18 protein-coding genes are annotated in these 18,971 nt (G+C 49.8%); 6 read left to right on the plus strand and 12 right to left on the minus strand.

Features of this window, described 5'->3' with window-relative positions:
• The first annotated feature begins 62 nt into the window (after positions 1 to 62).
• A complete protein-coding gene (locus ACFQ0N_RS25805; protein WP_379331739.1) occupies positions 63 to 824 on the plus strand; it encodes an N-acetyltransferase in 762 nt (253 codons plus the stop codon).
• An 87-nt stretch (positions 825 to 911) separates the two neighbouring features.
• Here ACFQ0N_RS25805 and ACFQ0N_RS25810 read toward each other — a convergent pair whose 3' ends face one another.
• The 5 genes from ACFQ0N_RS25810 to ACFQ0N_RS25830 all read right to left on the minus strand — a co-directional run bounded on the left by ACFQ0N_RS25810 (position 912) and on the right by ACFQ0N_RS25830 (position 4,830).
• The gene (locus tag ACFQ0N_RS25810) at positions 912 to 1,253 is read right to left on the minus strand and encodes a DUF1801 domain-containing protein (RefSeq protein ID WP_379331741.1); all 342 of its coding nucleotides are present in this window, start codon (positions 1,251 to 1,253) and stop codon (positions 912 to 914) included.
• 15 nt (positions 1,254 to 1,268) lie between these two features.
• Positions 1,269 to 2,483, minus strand: a complete 1,215-nt coding sequence (locus ACFQ0N_RS25815) for an RNA polymerase sigma factor (protein ID WP_379331841.1) — start codon at positions 2,481 to 2,483, stop codon at positions 1,269 to 1,271.
• A gap of 41 nt (positions 2,484 to 2,524) precedes the next feature.
• Complete coding sequence (locus ACFQ0N_RS25820) at positions 2,525 to 2,959, minus strand: YciI family protein (RefSeq protein ID WP_379331743.1); 435 nt, start codon at positions 2,957 to 2,959, stop codon at positions 2,525 to 2,527.
• Between the two features lie 62 nt (positions 2,960 to 3,021).
• Positions 3,022 to 3,834 carry an alpha/beta fold hydrolase gene (locus ACFQ0N_RS25825; RefSeq protein WP_379331745.1) on the minus strand — a complete coding sequence of 271 codons (813 nt, stop codon included), beginning with the start codon at positions 3,832 to 3,834 and terminating at the stop codon, positions 3,022 to 3,024.
• A gap of 126 nt (positions 3,835 to 3,960) precedes the next feature.
• Positions 3,961 to 4,830 carry a helix-turn-helix domain-containing protein gene (locus ACFQ0N_RS25830; protein ID WP_379331747.1) on the minus strand — a complete coding sequence of 290 codons (870 nt, stop codon included), beginning with the start codon at positions 4,828 to 4,830 and terminating at the stop codon, positions 3,961 to 3,963.
• 129 nt (positions 4,831 to 4,959) lie between these two features.
• Here ACFQ0N_RS25830 and ACFQ0N_RS25835 point away from each other — a divergent pair, with 129 nt between their 5' ends.
• Positions 4,960 to 5,970, plus strand: a complete 1,011-nt coding sequence (locus ACFQ0N_RS25835; protein WP_379331749.1) for a glycoside hydrolase family protein — start codon at positions 4,960 to 4,962, stop codon at positions 5,968 to 5,970.
• A gap of 111 nt (positions 5,971 to 6,081) precedes the next feature.
• Here the strand turns inward: ACFQ0N_RS25835 and ACFQ0N_RS25840 are convergent, their stop codons facing one another.
• Genes ACFQ0N_RS25840 through ACFQ0N_RS25850 form a run of 3 tightly spaced genes read right to left on the minus strand, consistent with a single transcriptional unit; the run spans position 6,082 to position 9,848 of the window.
• The gene (locus ACFQ0N_RS25840) at positions 6,082 to 7,260 is read right to left on the minus strand and encodes a Ger(x)C family spore germination protein (RefSeq protein WP_379331751.1); all 1,179 of its coding nucleotides are present in this window, start codon (positions 7,258 to 7,260) and stop codon (positions 6,082 to 6,084) included.
• A gap of 7 nt (positions 7,261 to 7,267) precedes the next feature.
• Positions 7,268 to 8,773, minus strand: a complete 1,506-nt coding sequence (locus ACFQ0N_RS25845) for a spore germination protein (protein WP_379331753.1) — start codon at positions 8,771 to 8,773, stop codon at positions 7,268 to 7,270.
• Positions 8,757 to 9,848, minus strand: a complete 1,092-nt coding sequence (locus ACFQ0N_RS25850; protein WP_379331843.1) for an endospore germination permease — start codon at positions 9,846 to 9,848, stop codon at positions 8,757 to 8,759. The genes ACFQ0N_RS25845 and ACFQ0N_RS25850 overlap by 17 nt, the downstream gene beginning before the upstream one ends.
• Positions 9,849 to 10,005: 157 nt before the next feature.
• Between ACFQ0N_RS25850 and ACFQ0N_RS25855 the strand changes: the two genes are divergently transcribed.
• The 3 genes from ACFQ0N_RS25855 to ACFQ0N_RS25865 are packed head-to-tail and all read left to right on the plus strand — an operon-like array spanning position 10,006 to position 14,494.
• A complete protein-coding gene (locus tag ACFQ0N_RS25855) occupies positions 10,006 to 13,122 on the plus strand; it encodes a DNA polymerase III subunit alpha (RefSeq protein WP_379331755.1) in 3,117 nt (1,038 codons plus the stop codon).
• A gap of 2 nt (positions 13,123 to 13,124) precedes the next feature.
• Positions 13,125 to 13,910, plus strand: a complete 786-nt coding sequence (locus ACFQ0N_RS25860; RefSeq protein WP_379331757.1) for a DUF72 domain-containing protein — start codon at positions 13,125 to 13,127, stop codon at positions 13,908 to 13,910.
• Positions 13,907 to 14,494, plus strand: coding sequence for a uracil-DNA glycosylase (locus ACFQ0N_RS25865; protein WP_379331759.1), 588 nt, complete (start codon positions 13,907 to 13,909; stop codon positions 14,492 to 14,494). Before ACFQ0N_RS25860 ends, ACFQ0N_RS25865 begins: the two co-directional genes overlap by 4 nt.
• 145 nt (positions 14,495 to 14,639) lie before the next feature.
• On the opposite strand, the gene ACFQ0N_RS25870 is transcribed toward ACFQ0N_RS25865, so the two are convergent.
• From ACFQ0N_RS25870 to ACFQ0N_RS25880, 3 genes are all read right to left on the minus strand, one after another.
• On the minus strand, positions 14,640 to 15,038 hold the full coding sequence (locus ACFQ0N_RS25870) for a DUF1801 domain-containing protein (protein ID WP_379331761.1): 399 nt from the start codon (positions 15,036 to 15,038) through the stop codon (positions 14,640 to 14,642).
• A gap of 103 nt (positions 15,039 to 15,141) precedes the next feature.
• Positions 15,142 to 15,936, minus strand: coding sequence for an ABC transporter permease (locus ACFQ0N_RS25875; protein ID WP_379331763.1), 795 nt, complete (start codon positions 15,934 to 15,936; stop codon positions 15,142 to 15,144).
• On the minus strand, positions 15,937 to 16,935 hold the full coding sequence (locus ACFQ0N_RS25880; protein WP_379331765.1) for an ATP-binding cassette domain-containing protein: 999 nt from the start codon (positions 16,933 to 16,935) through the stop codon (positions 15,937 to 15,939).
• 168 nt (positions 16,936 to 17,103) lie between these two features.
• Here ACFQ0N_RS25880 and ACFQ0N_RS25885 point away from each other — a divergent pair, with 168 nt between their 5' ends.
• Complete coding sequence (locus tag ACFQ0N_RS25885) at positions 17,104 to 17,991, plus strand: fructose bisphosphate aldolase (protein WP_379331767.1); 888 nt, start codon at positions 17,104 to 17,106, stop codon at positions 17,989 to 17,991.
• A gap of 161 nt (positions 17,992 to 18,152) precedes the next feature.
• Here ACFQ0N_RS25885 and ACFQ0N_RS25890 read toward each other — a convergent pair whose 3' ends face one another.
• Positions 18,153 to 18,656 carry a hypothetical protein gene (locus ACFQ0N_RS25890; protein ID WP_379331769.1) on the minus strand — a complete coding sequence of 168 codons (504 nt, stop codon included), beginning with the start codon at positions 18,654 to 18,656 and terminating at the stop codon, positions 18,153 to 18,155.
• Positions 18,657 to 18,971 lie beyond the last annotated feature (315 nt).

Here is an 18,971-nt window from a genome sequence, read left to right on the forward strand (position 1 = left end):
GGATTTATCTGCAAATATCGCTATATTTATTGTAAATGGTGGAAGATTAGGAGTGAGGTACGGTGAGCTTCATCGAATTGACGCAGGAGAATTTGGAGAGCGAGCATATATGCTGTGCATTAGGTGCAAAACAGTACGAGCAGGCGGTCAAAGAGAAAAAGAGCTGGCTGTCGGAGCGAATGGAGGAAGGGCTTACTTTTTACCGGCTGGATGAGCGGGCAAAAGTGTTTATCGAATATTTACCTGCTGAAGCAGCCTGGGTTCCTGTACATGCACCTAATTATATGGTTATCAATTGTCTTTGGGTAAGCGGCAAATATAAAGGGAGCGGTCACGGACGGCAATTACTTGAACATTGCGAGCAAGAGGCCCGCAGCAAAGGCATGGACGGCATTGTCCATCTGTTGGGCAGCAAGAAAATGCCTTTTCTTAGTGACAAAACCTTTTTTCTTCATCATGGGTTCACCGTGACCGATCAGGCCCCTCCCTACTTCGAGCTGGTAACTCATAAATGGAACGCTGCCGCTCCCAACCCGCGATTTAATGATTCGGCACGACAATTACAGGTGGGCGAGTCCGGCATAACCGTCTATTTTACTGCACAGTGTCCTTTTGCGGTCGGCATTTTGGGTGAGTGGGAAGCCATTGCAAGAAAGCACAATATCCCATTCCACGCTCATCAAATTCGTACCAGGGAAGAAGCGCAAGCCGCCCCCGCCCCCTGGACAACCTTCGCTTTCTTCTACAACGGCCGCTATGTAAGCCACGAGATTATGAGCGGCAATAAGCTTGAGAAGGTGCTTGCCAAGTTGCTGGCGGAGTAAAATAGGCCGGCTTTCCGCCGGATTTAAGGGCCGGATGCGTATCGGCTTACAGACTCCATGCGCCAATATTCATCCGGAACCGTTGAGTTATAGGCTGCCGGAAGCTTGGGAAAGCCACTCGGCCAACTGTCCGGAGTCAAATGTGTCCCCTTTGCGCAGCTTCCATGTTTTTCTTTCCGGCGGACCGTCAAACTTATTTTCCGGCAGCTCCAGTGCGGCAGCATTAAAGATCGTAAAGCTGACTGCATCTTTTGAGGTCGAGATGACAGCGGCATATTTGCCATTTTTCAAAAAATGGGGCTTCTTATACTGCATCCGCTCCTGCACATCCGGTATCGCCTGGCGGACAACCTCACGCAAACCGGCGGCCAGCTCCCCTTGCCACGGTTCTTTTAAAGCCTCAATAAAATCCGTTACTTCCTGGTTCATATTATCGTCTCTCCTTTATTTGTCATTTCCGCATTCAGCGGCGCGCTTCAGCAGCAGCTCCCGCTCGCGGACATTCCGCGTCATCGACGCCGCCCGTTCGAATTCTGTACGGGCTTCATCGAACCTTCTAAGCTTCGCCAGCAGGTCTCCGCGCACGCTCGGCAGCAAATGGTATTCCTTCAAGGTTGGGTTGTCCCTTAGCTCGTCGACAATTTGCAATCCGAAGGCTGGTCCAAATGACATCGATATGGCAACCGCCCAGTTTAATTCTACAATCGGGGAAGGCGCCGCGCTGGACAGCGCTTCATAAAGTGCAGCAATGCGAATCCAATCCGTCTCGTCCGCGGTAGCTGCTTCGGCATGACAAGCGGAAATTGCCGCCTGAAGCGAATAAGGACCGGGCCGCCGTCCAAGCTTCCGGCTGCGCTCCAGCGCCGCCAGGCCGCGGCGGATCAGCAGGCGATCCCACTGCGCCCGGTTTTGATCCATCAGCAGGACCGGTTCGCCATTAGCGTTGACCCGCGTTTTTAAGCGCGAGGATTGAAGCTCCATCAAGGCGACCAGCCCGTGAATTTCCGGCTCATGCGGCATAATCTCGGCCAGCACGCGTCCCAGTCTTAGCGCCTCCTGGCACAGCAGCGGCCGAATCCAGTGCTCCCCGGAGGTGGCCGAATACCCTTCGTTGAACATCAGGTAAATTGCCTCGAGCACAGCGCTTAGACGTTCCTCAAGCTCTTCTCCGGCAGGAACCTCAAACTTCACCTTTTTGGCGCTGAGCGTTCTTTTCGCCCGGACAATCCGCTGGGCGATTGTCGATTCGGGCGCTACGAAAGCGCGCGCTATTTCATCCGTATTAAGCCCGCATAACAGACGCAGCGTCAAAGCAACCCGCGCATCCTGCGATAATACCGGGTGGCAGGTCATAAAGATCAGCCGGAGGAGGTCGTCCTCTACCTCCCCGTCCAGGCGATAATCCATATCATCTTCCGTATACAAGCTCATATTGTGAGCCGCTTCCTCGTACTTCTGTTTGCGCAGCTTCGATCTGCGCATCAGATCAATAGCGCGCCGTTTGGCTGTTGTCATCAGCCAAGCCCCCGGATTGTCGGGAATGCCGGTTTTGGGCCATTTTTCGAGCGCAATGACCAGCGCATCCTGGGCCAGATCTTCGGCGAGCCCAACATCCCGCACCATTCGCGTAAGACTGGCGATCAGCTTGGCAGACTCCATTCGCCATATCGCATCAATTGTCCGTTCAATTTGGGAGGCAGTCACGCTTTTTTCTGCTCCTCAACCTGTTTGCGAAGCGCCGCTTCCTTGGCAAGCGTCTCAGGGTCGTCCATTAAATCATCAGGCTCAAACACCTGCCTAAGCTCAATCTCGCCTTGTCCATTCCCATGGGGATCAGGCATGCGCATCGCCCATGCAATCGCTTCTTCTCTGGATTTCACTTCAATCAGCGTATATCCGGCGATCATCTCCTTCGCTTCCGTGAATGGGCCATCCACAACCTTCGGCTTGCCTCCAGGCTCGGGATAGGATATCCGGATGCCGCTTGAGCTGGGCATCAGCCCGTCAGCGGCGAGCAGCACGCCGGCCTTTACCAATTCCTCATTATACTTCTGCATGGCTTCAATCAGCTCCTGACTCGGCATAACCCCGGCCTCCGAATCAATAGTCGCTTTAACAATCATCATAAATCTCATCGCTCAATTCCTCCTTTTCAATGGTAAAGCTATCCCTGCTCTTTCCAAATTAACATGAGTTCTTAGTGATTGCCCAGAAAAAATGCTTGAAGCTCCGCAGAAATTTTCTGTGCATCCAATTTTTTTGTATGACCGAGTCCTTTTTTGCTCAGCAGCTGCGCATTAGGGAGGACGCTCGCGAGTGCCTGCGCGCCATGACGAAGTGCCGGCGGGCTTTCAGTTCCTTCAAGCACCAGAACTGGTATCGTCACGTCACTCCACAGTTCGGCAGGCAGCGGATTGCCGTCCATATATCCGTCCAGCAAGGCTGCATCATAAGGAAGCGTGTGAGCAACAGACATGAGCCTGGACCAGACGCCTGGCATTATGCGCATCATGCCGATAACAAACGAAGGCGCCCCCATGACCTTGGTCATAAAGTATTTGATCGCTTCTGCCCGGCGATTAGCCTCAATCAGCTCAGTAACATGCTTGGCAAAATTTTTCGGCGGCTTCCGGTCGGCCATATCGACTACAAATGGCGGTTCATGCAGTGCCAGCTTTTTCATACTTACCCCGCTTGCCGCTGCCTGTAAAGCAAGAACCGCGCCGGAGGACAATCCCCACACATAGGCATGGCCGCCGGCTGCCTCCATTAATGCTTGCAGATCTTCAATTTCGCGGGCTGTTTCATATGGCCTCGTATCTCCGCTGTCACCGCGGCCGCGGCGGTCGTAATTGTAGACCGTAAAATGCTCGGACAACAAATTAACCAACTGCGCCATCCCCGGAAATTTCCGATAGCTGAACGCCCCGGCTGCCAGAATAAGCGCAGGTCCTTTACCGGATTTGTCATATACGATCTTCGTGCCGTCCTTTGAAGTTACCGTGTACATAATATATCCCCTCTTCTGTTGTAATAGATTTTGTAATACTTCTTCTAAGCCTCTAATAAGACGACGAACAGCTGACGGCAAAATCGACATATCGAAAAAAATTTTTTTCCTAAAAATTTCGACGTCTCATCCCTTCTCCCTTCCCCACTGCGCGTTCCTGTAATGCGACGGAGACTGCCCAGCATGCTTCTTGAACAGCCGGCTGAATACGGCAATATCATTAAAGCCGCTTTCCTCACCTACTTGCTGAACCGCCATATTCGTATGGACAAGCAACTGCTTCGCTTTATTGATCCGGCATTGAATAAGCAGCTGCGATGGCGTCATGCCGATCGCCTGCTTGACCCGCCGGGTCAAATAATCGGGCGAAATGTGAAAGCGGCTGGCCAGCGCCGCAACTGTCAATGGCTCCGTATAATGCTGCTGGATATGCGTCACCACCCCAGCCACAGGATCAGCCTTCGCCCCGCTCTCCCCTTCCAGCCACACCATCCGCTCCAGCAGCTCAAGAAAGCGCTGCTGCTTGTACAGCGCCCCTCTGCCGGGCGGATGTTCTTGGCGCAGCCGCTCGAATAACTCCTGCCAGTCCGGATAAGGATATACGCCGCGCATTGGCAGCGATACCTCGTAATAGGGAGCCCGCACACCTTCTCCGCCATCAAGCTGCTTTACGTGAACTGCCGGCTGCTCCTGCATTTCGATGCGCCAGCCAGCCTGCGGCAAAAAATGAACAAAGCGGAACACCGTCCGCACGCCGCCAGCCCGATGCCCATAATGCCGAACGCCCGGTGTCTGGATGAACCATTGCCCCGGTGTAAGCGTAAATGCTTGATCTCCTTCTGTAAAATACAGCACGCCTTCCTCAATAAACATCGCTACAAAGGTCGAAAATATCCGCTCCGGATGCATATCCTCCGGCTTATAAATCACCTTTCCAGAAGAGATATATGCCGGAAACGGATTGCATTCAAATTGCAACGTAGGACATATCTCCATTAAATTGTTGCTCTCCTTAAAGTCGGATTTGATCAAAATTATACCTGATCCAGTCATGGGAATAAACGATTTTCCGTGCTAGTATCGTTATGAAAAGATCAAATTACTGATTTATAAGGAGCGATTGTCATGAATATTGCCGACTACTTAACCCCTTACAAATGGGGTAAACCGGTACTTACCGGCTCTGGTACTGCCGGCTCATTTGACGAGCATGCTGTCGACTGTCCCTTCGTATTCCGTCATCAGGACAAATTTTACATGATGTATGTCGGCTTTGACGGCCACGGCTACCAGACAGGGCTGGCGATCAGCGACAATCTGCTCGATTGGCAGCCGCTTGGCCTGATTTTGCGGCGCGGCGGAGGGAATGGATGGGATTCATTGAATGCCGCCGGGTGCTGGATGCTGCGCGAGAACGATATGAACGGACAGCCCGCGCTCAAAAAATGGGACAACAAATATTGGCTCGTCTATCATGCCTATCCCGGAGACGGCTATGAGAATGGCCCGGGCCGCATCGGGCTGGCCTGGACAGAAGATCCAAGTCTGCTGACGTGGAACCGGCTTCCAGATCCGATTCTTTCTCCAGAGGATGGCGCCGAATGGGAGAAGGGCGGCTTGTACAAGGAATGTCTGGTCGAGCATGATGGCCTCTTCTATCTGTACTACAATGCCAAAAACGAAGCCGATAAATCCATCGGCTGGATCGAGCAAACAGGGCTGGCCACCTCGCCCGATTTGGTCAACTGGACGAGAGCGGCCAGCAATCCGCTGCTGCAAGTTACGCCCGAAGCTTGGGACAGCAAGTTCGCCAGCGATCCGTGCGTGCTGAAGCATCGGGACAAATGGGCGATGTTTTTTTTCGGCTATGACGGCAAGCATGCGCAAGAGGGGATCGCCTTATCCGACGATCTGCTGACATGGGAGAAGCATCCTGAACCGATAGTACGCAGCGGTCCGGAAGGGAGCCTCGACAGCAAGCATGCGCATAAGCCTTCTGTGATCCGTCATGAAGGTATTTTATATCATTTCTATTGTGCCTGCCGGCCAAGCCAGCCTGGCGATATTACAGTTAACTTTGGCAATGAATTCAGGACGATTGCCGTAGCTGCTTCACAGCCGTTGACGGACAATTAAGTTAGAGAAAAGCCCCCGCGGCGTAAGTTCACCGCGAGGGCTATCGTGCTTCAGATAACGGATCCACGGTCCGTTCCGGTCCGATCAGATCCGCTTCACTGTCAGCCTGTATTAGTGGATTACTTCCCTGATCCTTGCATTTTTCTTCGAACTGGAATGCGTTATATTGAGATCGATCTTAATTTCACGGATCACATCTTCGGCAAGCAGTTTAGTTTCTGCAGGCGACAAAGCCTTCCACTCACGGTAATGATTCCGGTAGAGATTGTGCTCAAGGTTCAGAACATCTGTCTGTTTCTCCCGTCCCGCCTGGAATGTTTCCCTAATTTCTTTTTCAATAGCTTCCTTGGTCTTATCGGTTAATTGCTGGAGCTCTGATAAGTTATTACTGCTTCGGTTTACGATGTATGCTGTCGCTTTCATCTTGATCTTGTACTGCGGTCCGTCTCCCCGATTGACAAACTTCAGTTTGGTTTTCGGATTGTCGACAACGATTTGTGCCACTGGCGCCGCTTTATTCGGCACAGGAATACCCGCACGTTCCGAACCGTGCTGGATCCATCGAAGCCCGTTCAGCTTTTTTAAAGAGATATAGCTTCGAAACGATTTGTTTTTGAGAAAAATCGCCCCATCAATCATTAGTTTCGGCTCCGGCTTGTTTTTTTCCTTCCATTGCTTTTTATTCAATGCAAGCACCGGGATGCAAGATGTATATCCCGGCTCATAGACTTGAGCAATCAAGCGGTGAAGCTTAATAGATTTGATCAGGGAGGTCTGCGTGTAAGTCCCTTCCGGTGCATGGAGAATCGTACTGAGCGGAGATTCTCCGAAGAAACCAGCTGACGAAAAGATATCCTTGATCGACTCTCTGGTGCCGAACACCCAGGGTGTCAGCCTAAATTCATAATATCGGCTTAAGCTGTCAGAGATGCTTTCGAACCCTTGTTTAAATGCCGATTCGGTAATCAATACAGCTGTCACATGCCCCCAATATATTCGCTCTTGAGCTGTTCGGTAGAGATCAAAAAACGACTCCTCAAAAGAGTTTCCAACACCTTCTCCCACCCATATTCTTGCCGGTTGTTTCTGGCCGCCGCCTTCCTTTTTCGCAATCGACTGGAAATCAATGAACTGGATATACCCATAATATTTTCCGTCCTTGTAATCCACCCCAACGGCTGACGCATAATTCATCTTTTCAATATCCTGGATATCAGTGGTGATGGTGCAGCCTGAGACGACCGTCAAGACGGCGGTTAATAAAAGCATGCATAACGATTTTCGCTTCAATGGTTGCTCACCTTTTCCATTTGTTTATCATCGATGACGAGAATCGGGATCTTCTGAACGGATTCTTTAATATCGCGCTCAGCCACTCTTTAAATCGCAATGAGGTGATCGGCTCAAGAAAGGCGAGGCCGAAGGAATCGAGCCTGCAGAGATAGATCAGAACCGCAAACATGCTCAGAAAAAAACCGTATATGCCGAGGCAGGAGGAGATTAACAAAATGAACACCCTAAGCAAACTGACGGCACCCGACAACGACTGATTCACCAAGGAAAACGTCGATACCGCCGATATCGCAATCACGACCAGCAAAGTAGGGGAGGCAAGGCCTGCCCGGATGAGGGAATCGCCGATGATCAGACCGCCGACAATGCCGATCGTCTGTCCAACTGCTTTTGGCAGCCGGATGCCAGCTTCCCGAAGCAGTTCGAATTGAAAAATTAACAGCAGCGCTTCGAGAATGGTAGGAAGCGGAATACCTTCCCGGGAAGTGATGACCGTCGACAAAAGGGCAAAGGGAATTTGATCCAGATTGACGGTTGCAATCGCGATCCAGAAACCAGGCAACAAAATGCTGAGCAGCAGGGCAAAAATTCGCAGAGCCCTTTGAAACATCACAAAATGATAAGGGAAATGAACGTCTTCCGGCGTCTTTAACAGTTCCAGAAAGTTGCTTGGTCCGATCAGCACCATGGGGGATCCGTCTACAATAATGGCGAACCGCCCGCGCAATAGCGTTTCAATGACAAAGTCGGGGCGACCGATATAATCGATCAAGGGAAATAATGAAAACGTCCGGTTTGACAGCCATTGCTCCAACTGGCCGCTGCTTACAATGCTTTCCGCCTGAAAGGTTTCTAATCGTTTACGCGCTTCGGCAAGCATGTCCGGGTTCGCTTTATGGCTTAAATAGAGCAAAGTTACACGCGTCTTACTCAAGCTCCCGATGACGAACTGTTCGCTGAACAGCAATCCCGTTTGCATCCGTTTGCGAATAAGCGATATATTTGTATACATATCTTCCGTAAAAGCATCCTTCGGCCCTTTGATCGAAATTTCCGTATTGGATTCTTGCAGCGCCCGTTGCGGAACATTGGCAAGCCCGACCGCCCAGAAGCTCGGATCCCCTTCCAGATAAACAATCACACTGCCGGTAAACAGCTTTGTGATCATGTCGCCGATTGAAAATTTAATTTCGAATAACGGCAAGTCGTCCACATATTTCGAGCTTTCGTTTGCTCCTGCTGGCGGTTGGTTGAGGGCGTGCTGACATATCTTCGCCAAGTACTCATTCAGTTGAATTTTATCGACCATACCTTCACAATAGAATACCGTTAACTTATTTATCTGCTTATCTGTTTGCGGGCGTGCTTGCTCCAGTTGCGGGAGCTCTGGAAAGGAGATATCCGCATAGCGCGAGAATGCACCCTTCAACTGTTCGATCAGCAGGTCGCCGCTCCGCAGCCGCATATCTAATTCGGCAAAAAGTGCAGCTTCCTCAGACGATGGATTCATTTTTATTCCCCCCTCTCCTGCGCGGAAAATAGGCTACAGCAAGGAGCACTGCCGTTAGAACGAGCCCGAACCATAGCGAGCAGATGTAGAAGTAATCATGAGTAATCTTCTGTATCCTGATGTCACTGATTTGCAATAGCGATGGCAAGGACATCATTGCCGTAATGATTAGCTTAACCGTTAGCCGATATTTCGGGAATCGGTTACCGATCAGATCGGATAATAAATGAATAACAAGAGCCGTCCTCATCACACTTCCGGCCATCAGCTGAAATACTGCCAAAAAATCAACATGGGATATTTGCCTGCCGATCATGACCAGCCTCCATTGTTCGAATGCCGGAAAGCGCAAATTTCCTGCCTGGTAAGGGCCAAATGCAGCGGTAGCTCCCACTGTTGGTCCCATAATTAGCCCTACCAGTATCGTTAGCAGTATAAATACAGTGCCGTAATTTAACGGTTTGTTCAATTTATGCTGCAAAAGCAACAGCACCAGCAAATCTACACTCCCGCCAAACACAACTACCCCTCCACGGAGATCAGGGCTTATTCCTTCTGTAAACACGGGATACAACATGCCATAGTCCTTGCTGTCCATCGTCATCATCGATACGCCAATTCCCAATATCCATACGATAGGGAGCAAAATAGTGGATAAGTATATTAGCGTTCTTAGTCCGGATCGTGCTGCACCGAAAGACAATAGAACAAAACTGAGAATGATAATCGTATCAGGCGTTCTCGGAAGAAAATAGATGTTTATATTTTTCGTCGTATCGAAAATAATCATCGTTCCCGCGACCAGCAAATATAAAGCGAACCCGGCGCTGATGATCCAGCATCCAAATTTTCCGATCCGTTCTTCAAGCCAACTGTCAAAAGATGAAGTACGCATTGATTTTAAGATCAGAAATAAAATCAAGCTCCAACCAATCAGTCCTATGTAAGCGATCATAATACTGACCCAGGCATCGCGCCCCGCGGCCTGAAGAAGATGAGGGATAATAAGCACATGATTCGAGATGCCAAGCGATAACAGCAATAAAAATATAATTTGCAATCTAGAGAAGGACATCTCCACTCACAATCCCTCCAATCTTTCAATATTTTACATTATTCGGTATAATCCCCTCCCTTCAATTGTTTATACGCCCGGAAATAACCTCCAATAGACAGCAATCATTCATGCAGATATAATGGAAACAAACGTTCCCACCCAAAGGAGGGCTGGCATGGATAGGCCTACGACAAACTTCGTCCATCTTCACGTTCATACAGAATACAGTTTGAGGGAAGCGTCATGCCGCTTGGAGGAACTTTTGCAAACGGCCGAATCATGGGGTATGGATGCGCTGGCGATAGCCGATAAGGGGGCAATCAACGGATCGATTCCATTTTGCAAACTTGCAGAGAAATACGGCATCCACCCGATTATCGGCTGCGAAATGCAAGTTGTCGATGAAGGAGAATCTCTCATTTTATTGGCGGCTACCGCTCAGGGCTACGAGCAGATCGTCAAGTTGTTGAACAGCGGCTCATTTCATCCTCCAGCCTTCCATGGCGATATCATTGCTTTGAGCGGCGGCAGAACCGGAAGGATCCATCGCCTGATCACGAGCGGACGAATGGATCTGGCAAAAAAAGAAGCACTTCAATATGTAGAATGGTTTGGGAAGGAACATTTCTTTCTGGAGGTACAGCATCACGGATTTAAAGATGATGATTTGTGGCTCGAACGGACCGTTCATCTTTCCCGAGCATTGAAAATCCCGTTAGCGGCTACTCATGACGTGCATTACCTCACTCCCGAAGACGCCCCTTTACTTCATATGATCCAATATGATAAAAAGCGGCCAAGGCCGGAAGCCCCGTGCAAGACAGGGCCGTTTTATCTCCCTTCCCCCCTTGAAATGAAGGCGAAATTCAGCCATCTCCCGGACGCTTTGGCAAATACTGTCCGCATCGCGCAGCGATGCCGGTTTCAACTGGAACAAGGAGCATATAAGCTGCCAAGCTTTCCTATTACACAGGCGCGGAGCGCAGATGGCCATTTGTGCAGCGATTCCGCTACGGCAGGAATAGACGCTGCCAATTCGCCGCGAAGCGCAAATGAAGCATTATACCAACTATGCCTGGATGGCATGCGGCGCCGATTTGATTCGTCTGTTCCAGCTTTCGAAGGTTCAGAAGAGCAAAGAAGGACTGAGCGAATGAACCAAGAGATTGAGGTCATTACAAAACGAGGGCTCTCAGACTATTTCCTGATTGTGTGGGATATCGTTCAGTATGCGCGAAACCGGCAAATCCCCATTGGTCCGGGAAGAGGTTCCGCCGCAGGAAGCTTTGTGGCGTATTTGCTTGGCATAACAGAGGTTAATCCGCTTCTGCACGGCCTTTCGTTTGAACGCTTTTTGAGTCCGGATCGGGCTGATTTGCCGGATATCGATGTGGACGTTTGCCAAAGAAGGCGCCACGAACTGCTGCAGTACATCAAAGACAAATACGGAGCAGACCGAATTGCGCATATCGGCGTACTGAACACGTTCGGGACGCGCGGGGCGGTGCGGAAAGCCGGGACTTTGTTGGGCATGCCGAAAAAACAAGTTGATTTGCTTGCAAAGCTGCTCCCTTCTTTTTCCGGAAAAGGCGGAATCCGCCACTGTCTTGACACCCTGCCGGAGCTGAACAAGCTGCCTGTCGGTCAGGAGCCGTTCAAGTCGCTGTTTCAACTCGCCGAACGGCTTGAAGGATTGCCTCACCAGCATTCCACCCACCCTTCGGGGATTATACTCGGGGATGAACATTTGGCCAGCACAATTCCTCTGCAGCGAAGGCCGAACGGGGAACCGGTGACTCCCTTCACTAAGGAAGATCTCAAGACAATAGGCTTATTGAAAATCGACCTGCTCGGTTTGCGCAATCTGACGATCATTCACGATACATTCGCTTCGATTCGTGAACGAACGGGCCAACAACTCGAGGTGGGCGCGATCCCCCTGGACGACCCGGACACGTATCGCGCGATCGGCAGCGGGAATACGCTAGGATGTTTTCAACTGGAAAGTATGGGAATCCGCCGGTTAATGCGCAGAATGCAGCCGCATAGCATCGGCCATTTAGCCGATCTGCTTGCTTTATATCGTCCTGGAGCATGGAATGAGGGAATCGCGGAAACATATTTGCGCCGGCACCGGGGAGAAGAAAATTTTAAAGTGATACTGCCTCAGCTGGAGCACATACTTTCGCCGACTTACGGCTTGATTCTTTACCAGGAGCAGGTGATGGGCATCGCTCAAGCGGTTACAGGATGTTCTATGGGTGAAGCCGATTTGTTCCGGAGTGCGCTGTCCGCAAAATCAGTCGAAGCGCTGTCCAGCCACCAGCTGCAGTTTCTCCGGGGAGCGGCAGAACGAGGCGTTAAGAATCAGGATGCTTTGGCCGTATTCGATTTTTTGGTCCGGTTTGCCGGGTACAGCTTCAATAAAGCCCATAGTGTGTCCTACGCTTATCTGGCCTACTGGACTGTTTATTTAAAAACGCATTTCCCGAAAGATTATATGGCCTCCTTATTAAGTATAGAGGGAGGGTATTACGATAAAAAAGTATATATTAGAGAGATCTCCAAAATGGGACTTTCCTTGCTTGGCCCCGATATTAACCGGAGCGGGTTTGGGTTTCATGCCGAAGCGGAAGGAATCCGCGTAGGTCTGGATGCGGTTCAAGGCGCTGGTCCGGAATCGGTCATCTCCTTGCTGCGCTCCCGCTGCCGCGATGGCCAATTTCAAAATTTTCCCGAATGGGTGAAACGGATGAAAGCGAGCCGGATCAAAAGGCCGGTGCTCGAAGCATGGATTGCTGCGGGCGCCTGCGATCATTTTGGCCACCGCCGAGAGATGATCGCTTACTTGAACGGTTTTCCGCGGACAGAGAGCGGCAATTCAGTATTCGCAACGCTCCCCGATTTTACCGAACCGGAAAAAAGAAAGATGGAAATGGCGCTGCTCGGTTTTGCGCTGCAGCCGTCTGCATCGGGGAAATGGAAAGCTTTTTTGCAGCGTTACAACATCGTTCCCATCCAAGCATTATCTCATTTCAGCAATAATAAACGTGTCCGCATATGCGGAACAGTCATCCACAGCCGGCGGTATCCGACCAATAGCGGTGAATACGTGCTTATGCTACTCTTGCAGGATCATACCGAAATGGTCGAAGTCGTTTTGTATCCCGAAGCATACAACAATTTCTTATACGAATTGCATCCTAGGGGCATATTACTTGAGGGCAACGTCCGGATGCAGAACGGGCAAGTGCAGGTCGTTGCGGACAAAATCAAGGCGCTTGGAGGATGAGCATGCTACTGATCGGAACGGCTGGTTACAGTTACGAGGATTGGCGCGGGGTCTTTTACCCGGAAGATCTGGACAAAAAAGAGAGACTTTCCTTTTATGCCCGGGAATTTGCCTTTACAGAGGTAAACTCATCGTTTTATGCGATGCCTAACCGGTTTATGCTGTATCATATGCGGGAAAAAACCCCCGAGAACTTTCAGTTCGTGATCAAAGCATATCGAGGGATGACGCACAAAAGGGAAGATAACGAACAACATTTTCACGATTTTAAGGAAGCATTGCAGCCATTAATAGAAGTGGGCAAACTAGGATGTGTACTGGCCCAGTTTCCAACCAGCTTCCGCAATCGGGATGAAAACCGCGATTATTTAAAGGAATTTAAAGAATTAATGGGTGACATTCCCGTTGTCGTCGAATTTCGTCATGAAGAATGGATTGATGAACGCATATTCGACCTGCTTGATGAAGAACAATTGGGCTATGTATGCGTGGACGAGCCGCAGTTTAAAACGCTCGTTCCGCCGATCGTTAGAGCATCAGGCCCCATTGGCTATATTCGCTTCCATGGCCGGAACTATAAAAAATGGTGGCATCATAAAGAGGCGTATGAACGGTATGACTATTTGTATAACGAACAGGAATTGGAAGACTGGGTGCCAAATATTCGCAAGCTTATGGAGAAAACGGAAAAGACTTTCGTCAGTATGAACAACCATTACCGGGCGCAGGCCGTCATCAACGGACGGATGCTGCGAGAATTGCTGAAAAAGGAGGCCGTACCCCAATGACCGTCGAAGCGGCCGTACCTCAGGATTGGCAAGCGATCGGCAATCTGGAAGCATTGCATGCCGTCTGTCAGCGCCTCTTTATACCGGATCCGGATGAGCGGCTTGTATTCGGGGAAGGACCGGATCACGCCCGTCTATTGCTGCTGGGGGAGGCTCCCGGGGAAAAAGAAGCCGCTGCAGGCCGCCCGTTTGTCGGTAATTCGGGAAGGCTGCTGGATAAATATTTGCAGCGGGCAGGCCTTCGCAGGGAAGACGCTTATGTGACGAATGTACTCAAAATAAGACCTCCCGGAAATCGGACGCCGCGCACCTCGGAAGTCAAGGAAGCTCTTCCGCTTGTAATCCGGCAAATTGAACTGATTCGCCCGGCGGTTATCGTGTGCCTGGGAAGCATAGCCGTACAGGCTATTGTGGACCGAAAGGCAAAAATTACGGAAATCCGCGGCGTATGGCAGGAGAAAGACGGGGTTCACATTATGCCAACCTACCATCCATCCGCCGTCTTTCGCGACGAAAATAAAAGGGAGCTTCTGAAGCAGGATCTCTCCTCAGTCGCAAACGTCTTAAGCAAGTTGGGAACATGAAAGGACATAAGAAGAAACGGCTGACGCCGTCCTTGGTGCGAGGCAAGTTTCTTCCCCTGAAATTTTATAGAATTTATCAGGTAAAACATATAAATTCTATAAAATGAACAAAAGCCCCCGCGGCGTCCGCGTGGGCTCGTTCAGGCTAATTCACTTTCAGCCATTGGTCGATTACTTGGATCAGCTTATCTTTTTTTGATAGCACGTCATCCATATTTTTCAGCTTAACAGTCGCTCTATCGGGTGCAGCCCATTCAAGCAGCCCAGTCGTGTCTGTAATCAGCGTACCCTCTCCCGCGGCACGTTCCTTCACCTTGGCTCCGCAATGAAAAATAAGGAGAAAATAATCCTTGCCCCGCAAATTAAACGTCACCCGATCCTCCGCTTGATCCTGGAAACTCGGCGCGTTCCATTTGATATGTTCTTGCAACTGAGGATGAGCCTCTAAGATGATTTGCCGGACTGCTTCGATTTCCGGCTTGAGCGGATGATCAAGATTGCTCATAAATTCCGCTACTTGCTGAGGATTTGACCGTTTCTCCATCTTTTGACATCCCTCCTATGCTCTGATTATACCGGATAATCTCAGGGATTTTTACAAAATGTTTAACCAGCGCTTTACGGAGATCACCTTCTGGTCCCAAGCGCTATGTGCGGCGCATATACGCCCGTACCGTTATCGGTGCAAAAATTGCCACAATGACAGCCGCGCCGATAAGCGAAATAGCCAAATCCCAGCCGATCGTCCCTGTATTTGCCATGTCGCGGACTGCTGTTACAAGATGCGATATCGGATTAATGTTCACAAACCATTGCAGCCAATTCGGCATCGTCTCGACTGGGACAAACGCATTCGAAAGAAACGTCAGCGGAAACAGTACAATCATCGATATCCCTTGTACGCTGGAGGCCGTTCTGGCAATGACCCCGAAGAAGGCGAAAATCCAGCTGACAGCCCAGGAGCAAAAGATCACGATAAGAGCTGCAAGGGCGACATAAGCAAAGCCTCCGTCCGGCCGGTAGCCCATTAAATATCCCATTGCAAAGGTGAGCACGGTGGCAATCGTATAACGAACCGTATCCGCCAGCAGCGCTCCGGCCAGCGGCGCAATCCGGGCGATCGGCAATGACTTGAAGCGATCGAACACCCCTTTATCCATGTCCTCGCGCAGCTGAACGCCAGTCACGATCGAGGTCGTAATTACGGTCTGCACCAGAATACCGGGTATAATAACAGGCAGATAGCTCTGTACATCGCCGGAGATAGCTCCGCCAAAGATATAAGTAAACATCAATGTGAAAATAATCGGCTGGATCGTAACATCGAACAGCTGCTCAGGTGTACGCCGGATTTTCAAAAGACCGCGATAGGCCATTGTAAACGAGTTGCGCAGCGACTTACCAAAGCTCGTATGATTTTTTAAATTTACATTGCTATTCATCTATCCTCTTGCCTCCTCTGCTTTGCCCGCTTCATTCGCTGCCTCTGGCGCCCCGGCCTCATGTCCCGTAATCGTTAAAAACACCTCATCGAGGGTCGGTTTTTGTACACTCATTTCCGATAAGTGAATCCCCGCCGCGCGAAGAGCGATAAGCAAATCGGTGACAAGATCCGCTTCTGCCATTGGGGCAGTAATTCTTCCGGCTTCAGACGACACATTCGACTGTACGTTAAGGATTTTTTCAATGGTTCTGCGGGCTTCATCAATGTCCTCTGAGTTTTGCACCCTTAAATGCAGGGAGGAGCTGCCCACCGACGCCTTCAGTTCATCCACAGTACCTTCAGCGACAACATGGCCGCGATCGATTACGGCAACCCGATCCGCCAGCTGGTCGGCCTCATCCAAATATTGCGTCGTCAGCAGCACGGTAGAACCTGTACTTACCAAGCGCCGGATCGTGTCCCACATTTGGGCTCTTGTCCGCGGGTCCAGCCCGGTTGTCGGTTCATCCAGAAAAATTAGAGGAGGCTGCGCAATCAGGCTGGCTGCCAAGTCCAACCGGCGCCTCATGCCGCCCGAGAAGTTTTTCAGAGGGCGTTTTGCCGCCTCGGTTAGACCGAATTCCTCCAGCAGATCCGCTGCTTTTTTACGTGCTTCGGCGCGTCCCAGCCCGAGCAGACGAGAGAAGATAATTAGATTCTCTGTTGCACTAAGCGATTCATCCACTGATGCATACTGGCCTGTCACTCCGATCAGTTGGCGGACGATTTGCGATTCTTTTCGCACATCATAGCCAAAAACTTCCGCTGAACCGGCATCTGCCCGCAGCAAGGTCGCCAGCATTCTAATTGTCGTCGTCTTGCCTGCCCCATTCGGACCGAGCACCCCATAAATTGTACCTGCACGTACTTTTAAATTTACGCCGTCAACCGCACGATTATCGCCGAATACTTTGACGAGCCCATGCGCCTCGACAGCCCATTCACTATTGCGCATCATAATACCTCCCAGCACATCATTCATTACTGAGATCGTATATCACCTTTGTGAACTGAATGTGAATCAATTCCAAAATCTGCTTGCCGCAATGTTTGATCGCCATTAAACGTGTTATAATAAAAGAATTCAAGCTGTTCATTCCATCGATTCTGGGGAGGAGAAACAATCATGAACATAAAGCAATTGGAGCGGGTTCACACCGGTAAAGGCTTTATTGCCGCACTGGATCAAAGCGGCGGCAGCACGCCGAAAGCACTGGAGCAATACGGCATTCAGCAGAGCAGCTACTCCACTGAAGAGGAAATGTATGCCTTAGTTCATGAGATGCGAACGCGCATCATTAAAAGTCCTGCCTTTGATTCTCAGTTCATTCTCGGCGCCATCCTTTTCGAGAACACGATGGACCGCCGCATCGACGGCCAATTGACTGCGGACTATCTATGGGAGCAGAAAGGAATTGTGCCATTTCTCAAAGTCGACAAAGGACTGGCCGAGCTAGAAGACGGCGTTCAGCAAATGAAGCCGATCGGCGGACTGGACGAGTTGCTGAAGCGGGCAGTGGAACGGAACATTTTCGGCACAAAAATGCGTTCGCTTATTAAGGAAGCCAATGCAGACGGCATTAAAAAAGTGGTGGAACAGCAATTTGAGATCGGCAAGCAAATTATTCGTTATGGGCTCGTTCCAATTATCGAGCCAGAAGTTGATATTTATAGCGCAGACAAAGCGGCAGCGGAAAAAATATTGAAAGATGAGATCGCCGCTCAATTATCCGCCCTCGATCAGGACGCCAAGGTCATGCTGAAGCTGTCGATCCCGACTGTGGACAATTTCTATCAGGATTTAATGGAGGATCCGCATGTTGTACGGATTGTCGCTTTGTCAGGCGGATATTCGCAGGCAGAAGCGAATGACAAGCTGGCCGCCAACCGCGGATTGATCGCCAGCTTCTCGCGCGCACTATCACAAGGGCTGACAGCCGGGCAAACGGATGAGCAGTTCAACGCCGTGTTGTCCCAATCGGTGCAGAGCATTTATGAGGCTTCTATCAAGTAAAAGCATTGAACGGTTCGGGCTGTAGCAGGCTTGGAGCCGTTTTTTGTTATGCGCAGGTGACTGGATAAATAAAAACAACACCGCAGGAGATGCTTTTCCCATGCGGTGCTGCTCAAAACAGACTCTGCCGCGGCAGCCTGTTAGTAATATTATATATGGTCTTATTTGGTCACAGCAGTGCCGGCTGAGACCACGAATTCCCCAATAACTGTTTCACCGTCAACATCATATAATGGGATATGACGGGGTCCCTGGGTTTCACGAAGTTTTTGCTTTGCCAGTGCTTCCTGAGGTGTCTTGGGTAATTGTTCGTTCAAATCAGATGAAAGAACATAACCCAAAGTTCCATCGATTCCATAAGCTTCTATTAAATCGGGTTCTCCCTCTTCCGACTCAGCATATAATGAAGAACCATACGTCTTCCCGTTCTTATTCTTTTTATATTCGGTACTCTTAGATTCTATACTCATACTGTTTTCCGATATAAGAGAATAAGGTTTTCCATCATTACTTCTAACCGTTGAATCGTTTGTATGGGGATATCCAGTAACTGGACTATATTCTTTCACATTACTCTTTGCCGAAGCCGCTAAAGCTACACCCATAATTGTTCCAGCAATAACACCAACAGTTAATAAACTTGGAATAAATTTTTTAACCCCCATAACTCCCCCTCCATTCATTCCAGATTTTTGGTTTCTCATTGCACTATTATACAGATTCTAGTTGCTTACTTTGCAATGCAAAGAAAAGTACACGAAGTGACGGACTTCCATAACTTCTCGGATTTGGAAGATGCCTATATATGTAGACGCACAAGTGAGGGGAAAGTTTCCTTTTATGTGCGATATTGAACGAAAATGATAAGTAAGTACTACGTCGATGAGCAGGATGACTTTCGATAGTGAGAAGTGTTACTCTGAAATAAATAAATTATTAAGCTAAAGAAAACGATAAACTAAAATAAGACTGGATGGTGG

It is taken from the genome of Paenibacillus sp. GCM10027626 (genome assembly GCF_042676285.1).
In the GTDB taxonomy this organism is placed as follows: Bacteria; Bacillota; Bacilli; order Paenibacillales; family Paenibacillaceae; genus Paenibacillus_Z.

Excerpts from the sequence above, each read along its gene's own strand:
- ACFQ0N_RS25810 (WP_379331741.1), bottom strand. The coding sequence starts at position 1,253 with ATGAACCAGGAAGTAACGGATTTTATTGAGGCTTTAAAAGAACCGTGG.
- ACFQ0N_RS25815 (WP_379331841.1), bottom strand. The coding sequence starts at position 2,483 with ATGGAGTCTGCCAAGCTGATCGCCAGTCTTACGCGAATGGTGCGGGAT.
- ACFQ0N_RS25820 (WP_379331743.1), bottom strand. The coding sequence starts at position 2,959 with ATGAGATTTATGATGATTGTTAAAGCGACTATTGATTCGGAGGCCGGG.
- ACFQ0N_RS25825 (WP_379331745.1), bottom strand. The coding sequence starts at position 3,834 with ATGTACACGGTAACTTCAAAGGACGGCACGAAGATCGTATATGACAAA.
- ACFQ0N_RS25830 (WP_379331747.1), bottom strand. The coding sequence starts at position 4,830 with ATGGAGATATGTCCTACGTTGCAATTTGAATGCAATCCGTTTCCGGCA.
- ACFQ0N_RS25835 (WP_379331749.1), top strand. The coding sequence starts at position 4,960 with ATGAATATTGCCGACTACTTAACCCCTTACAAATGGGGTAAACCGGTA.
- ACFQ0N_RS25845 (WP_379331753.1), bottom strand. The coding sequence starts at position 8,773 with ATGAATCCATCGTCTGAGGAAGCTGCACTTTTTGCCGAATTAGATATG.
- ACFQ0N_RS25850 (WP_379331843.1), bottom strand. The coding sequence starts at position 9,848 with ATGTCCTTCTCTAGATTGCAAATTATATTTTTATTGCTGTTATCGCTT.
- ACFQ0N_RS25855 (WP_379331755.1), top strand. The coding sequence starts at position 10,006 with ATGGATAGGCCTACGACAAACTTCGTCCATCTTCACGTTCATACAGAA.
- ACFQ0N_RS25860 (WP_379331757.1), top strand. The coding sequence starts at position 13,125 with ATGCTACTGATCGGAACGGCTGGTTACAGTTACGAGGATTGGCGCGGG.
- ACFQ0N_RS25865 (WP_379331759.1), top strand. The coding sequence starts at position 13,907 with ATGACCGTCGAAGCGGCCGTACCTCAGGATTGGCAAGCGATCGGCAAT.
- ACFQ0N_RS25870 (WP_379331761.1), bottom strand. The coding sequence starts at position 15,038 with ATGGAGAAACGGTCAAATCCTCAGCAAGTAGCGGAATTTATGAGCAAT.
- ACFQ0N_RS25875 (WP_379331763.1), bottom strand. The coding sequence starts at position 15,936 with ATGAATAGCAATGTAAATTTAAAAAATCATACGAGCTTTGGTAAGTCG.
- ACFQ0N_RS25880 (WP_379331765.1), bottom strand. The coding sequence starts at position 16,935 with ATGATGCGCAATAGTGAATGGGCTGTCGAGGCGCATGGGCTCGTCAAA.
- ACFQ0N_RS25885 (WP_379331767.1), top strand. The coding sequence starts at position 17,104 with ATGAACATAAAGCAATTGGAGCGGGTTCACACCGGTAAAGGCTTTATT.
- ACFQ0N_RS25890 (WP_379331769.1), bottom strand. The coding sequence starts at position 18,656 with ATGGGGGTTAAAAAATTTATTCCAAGTTTATTAACTGTTGGTGTTATT.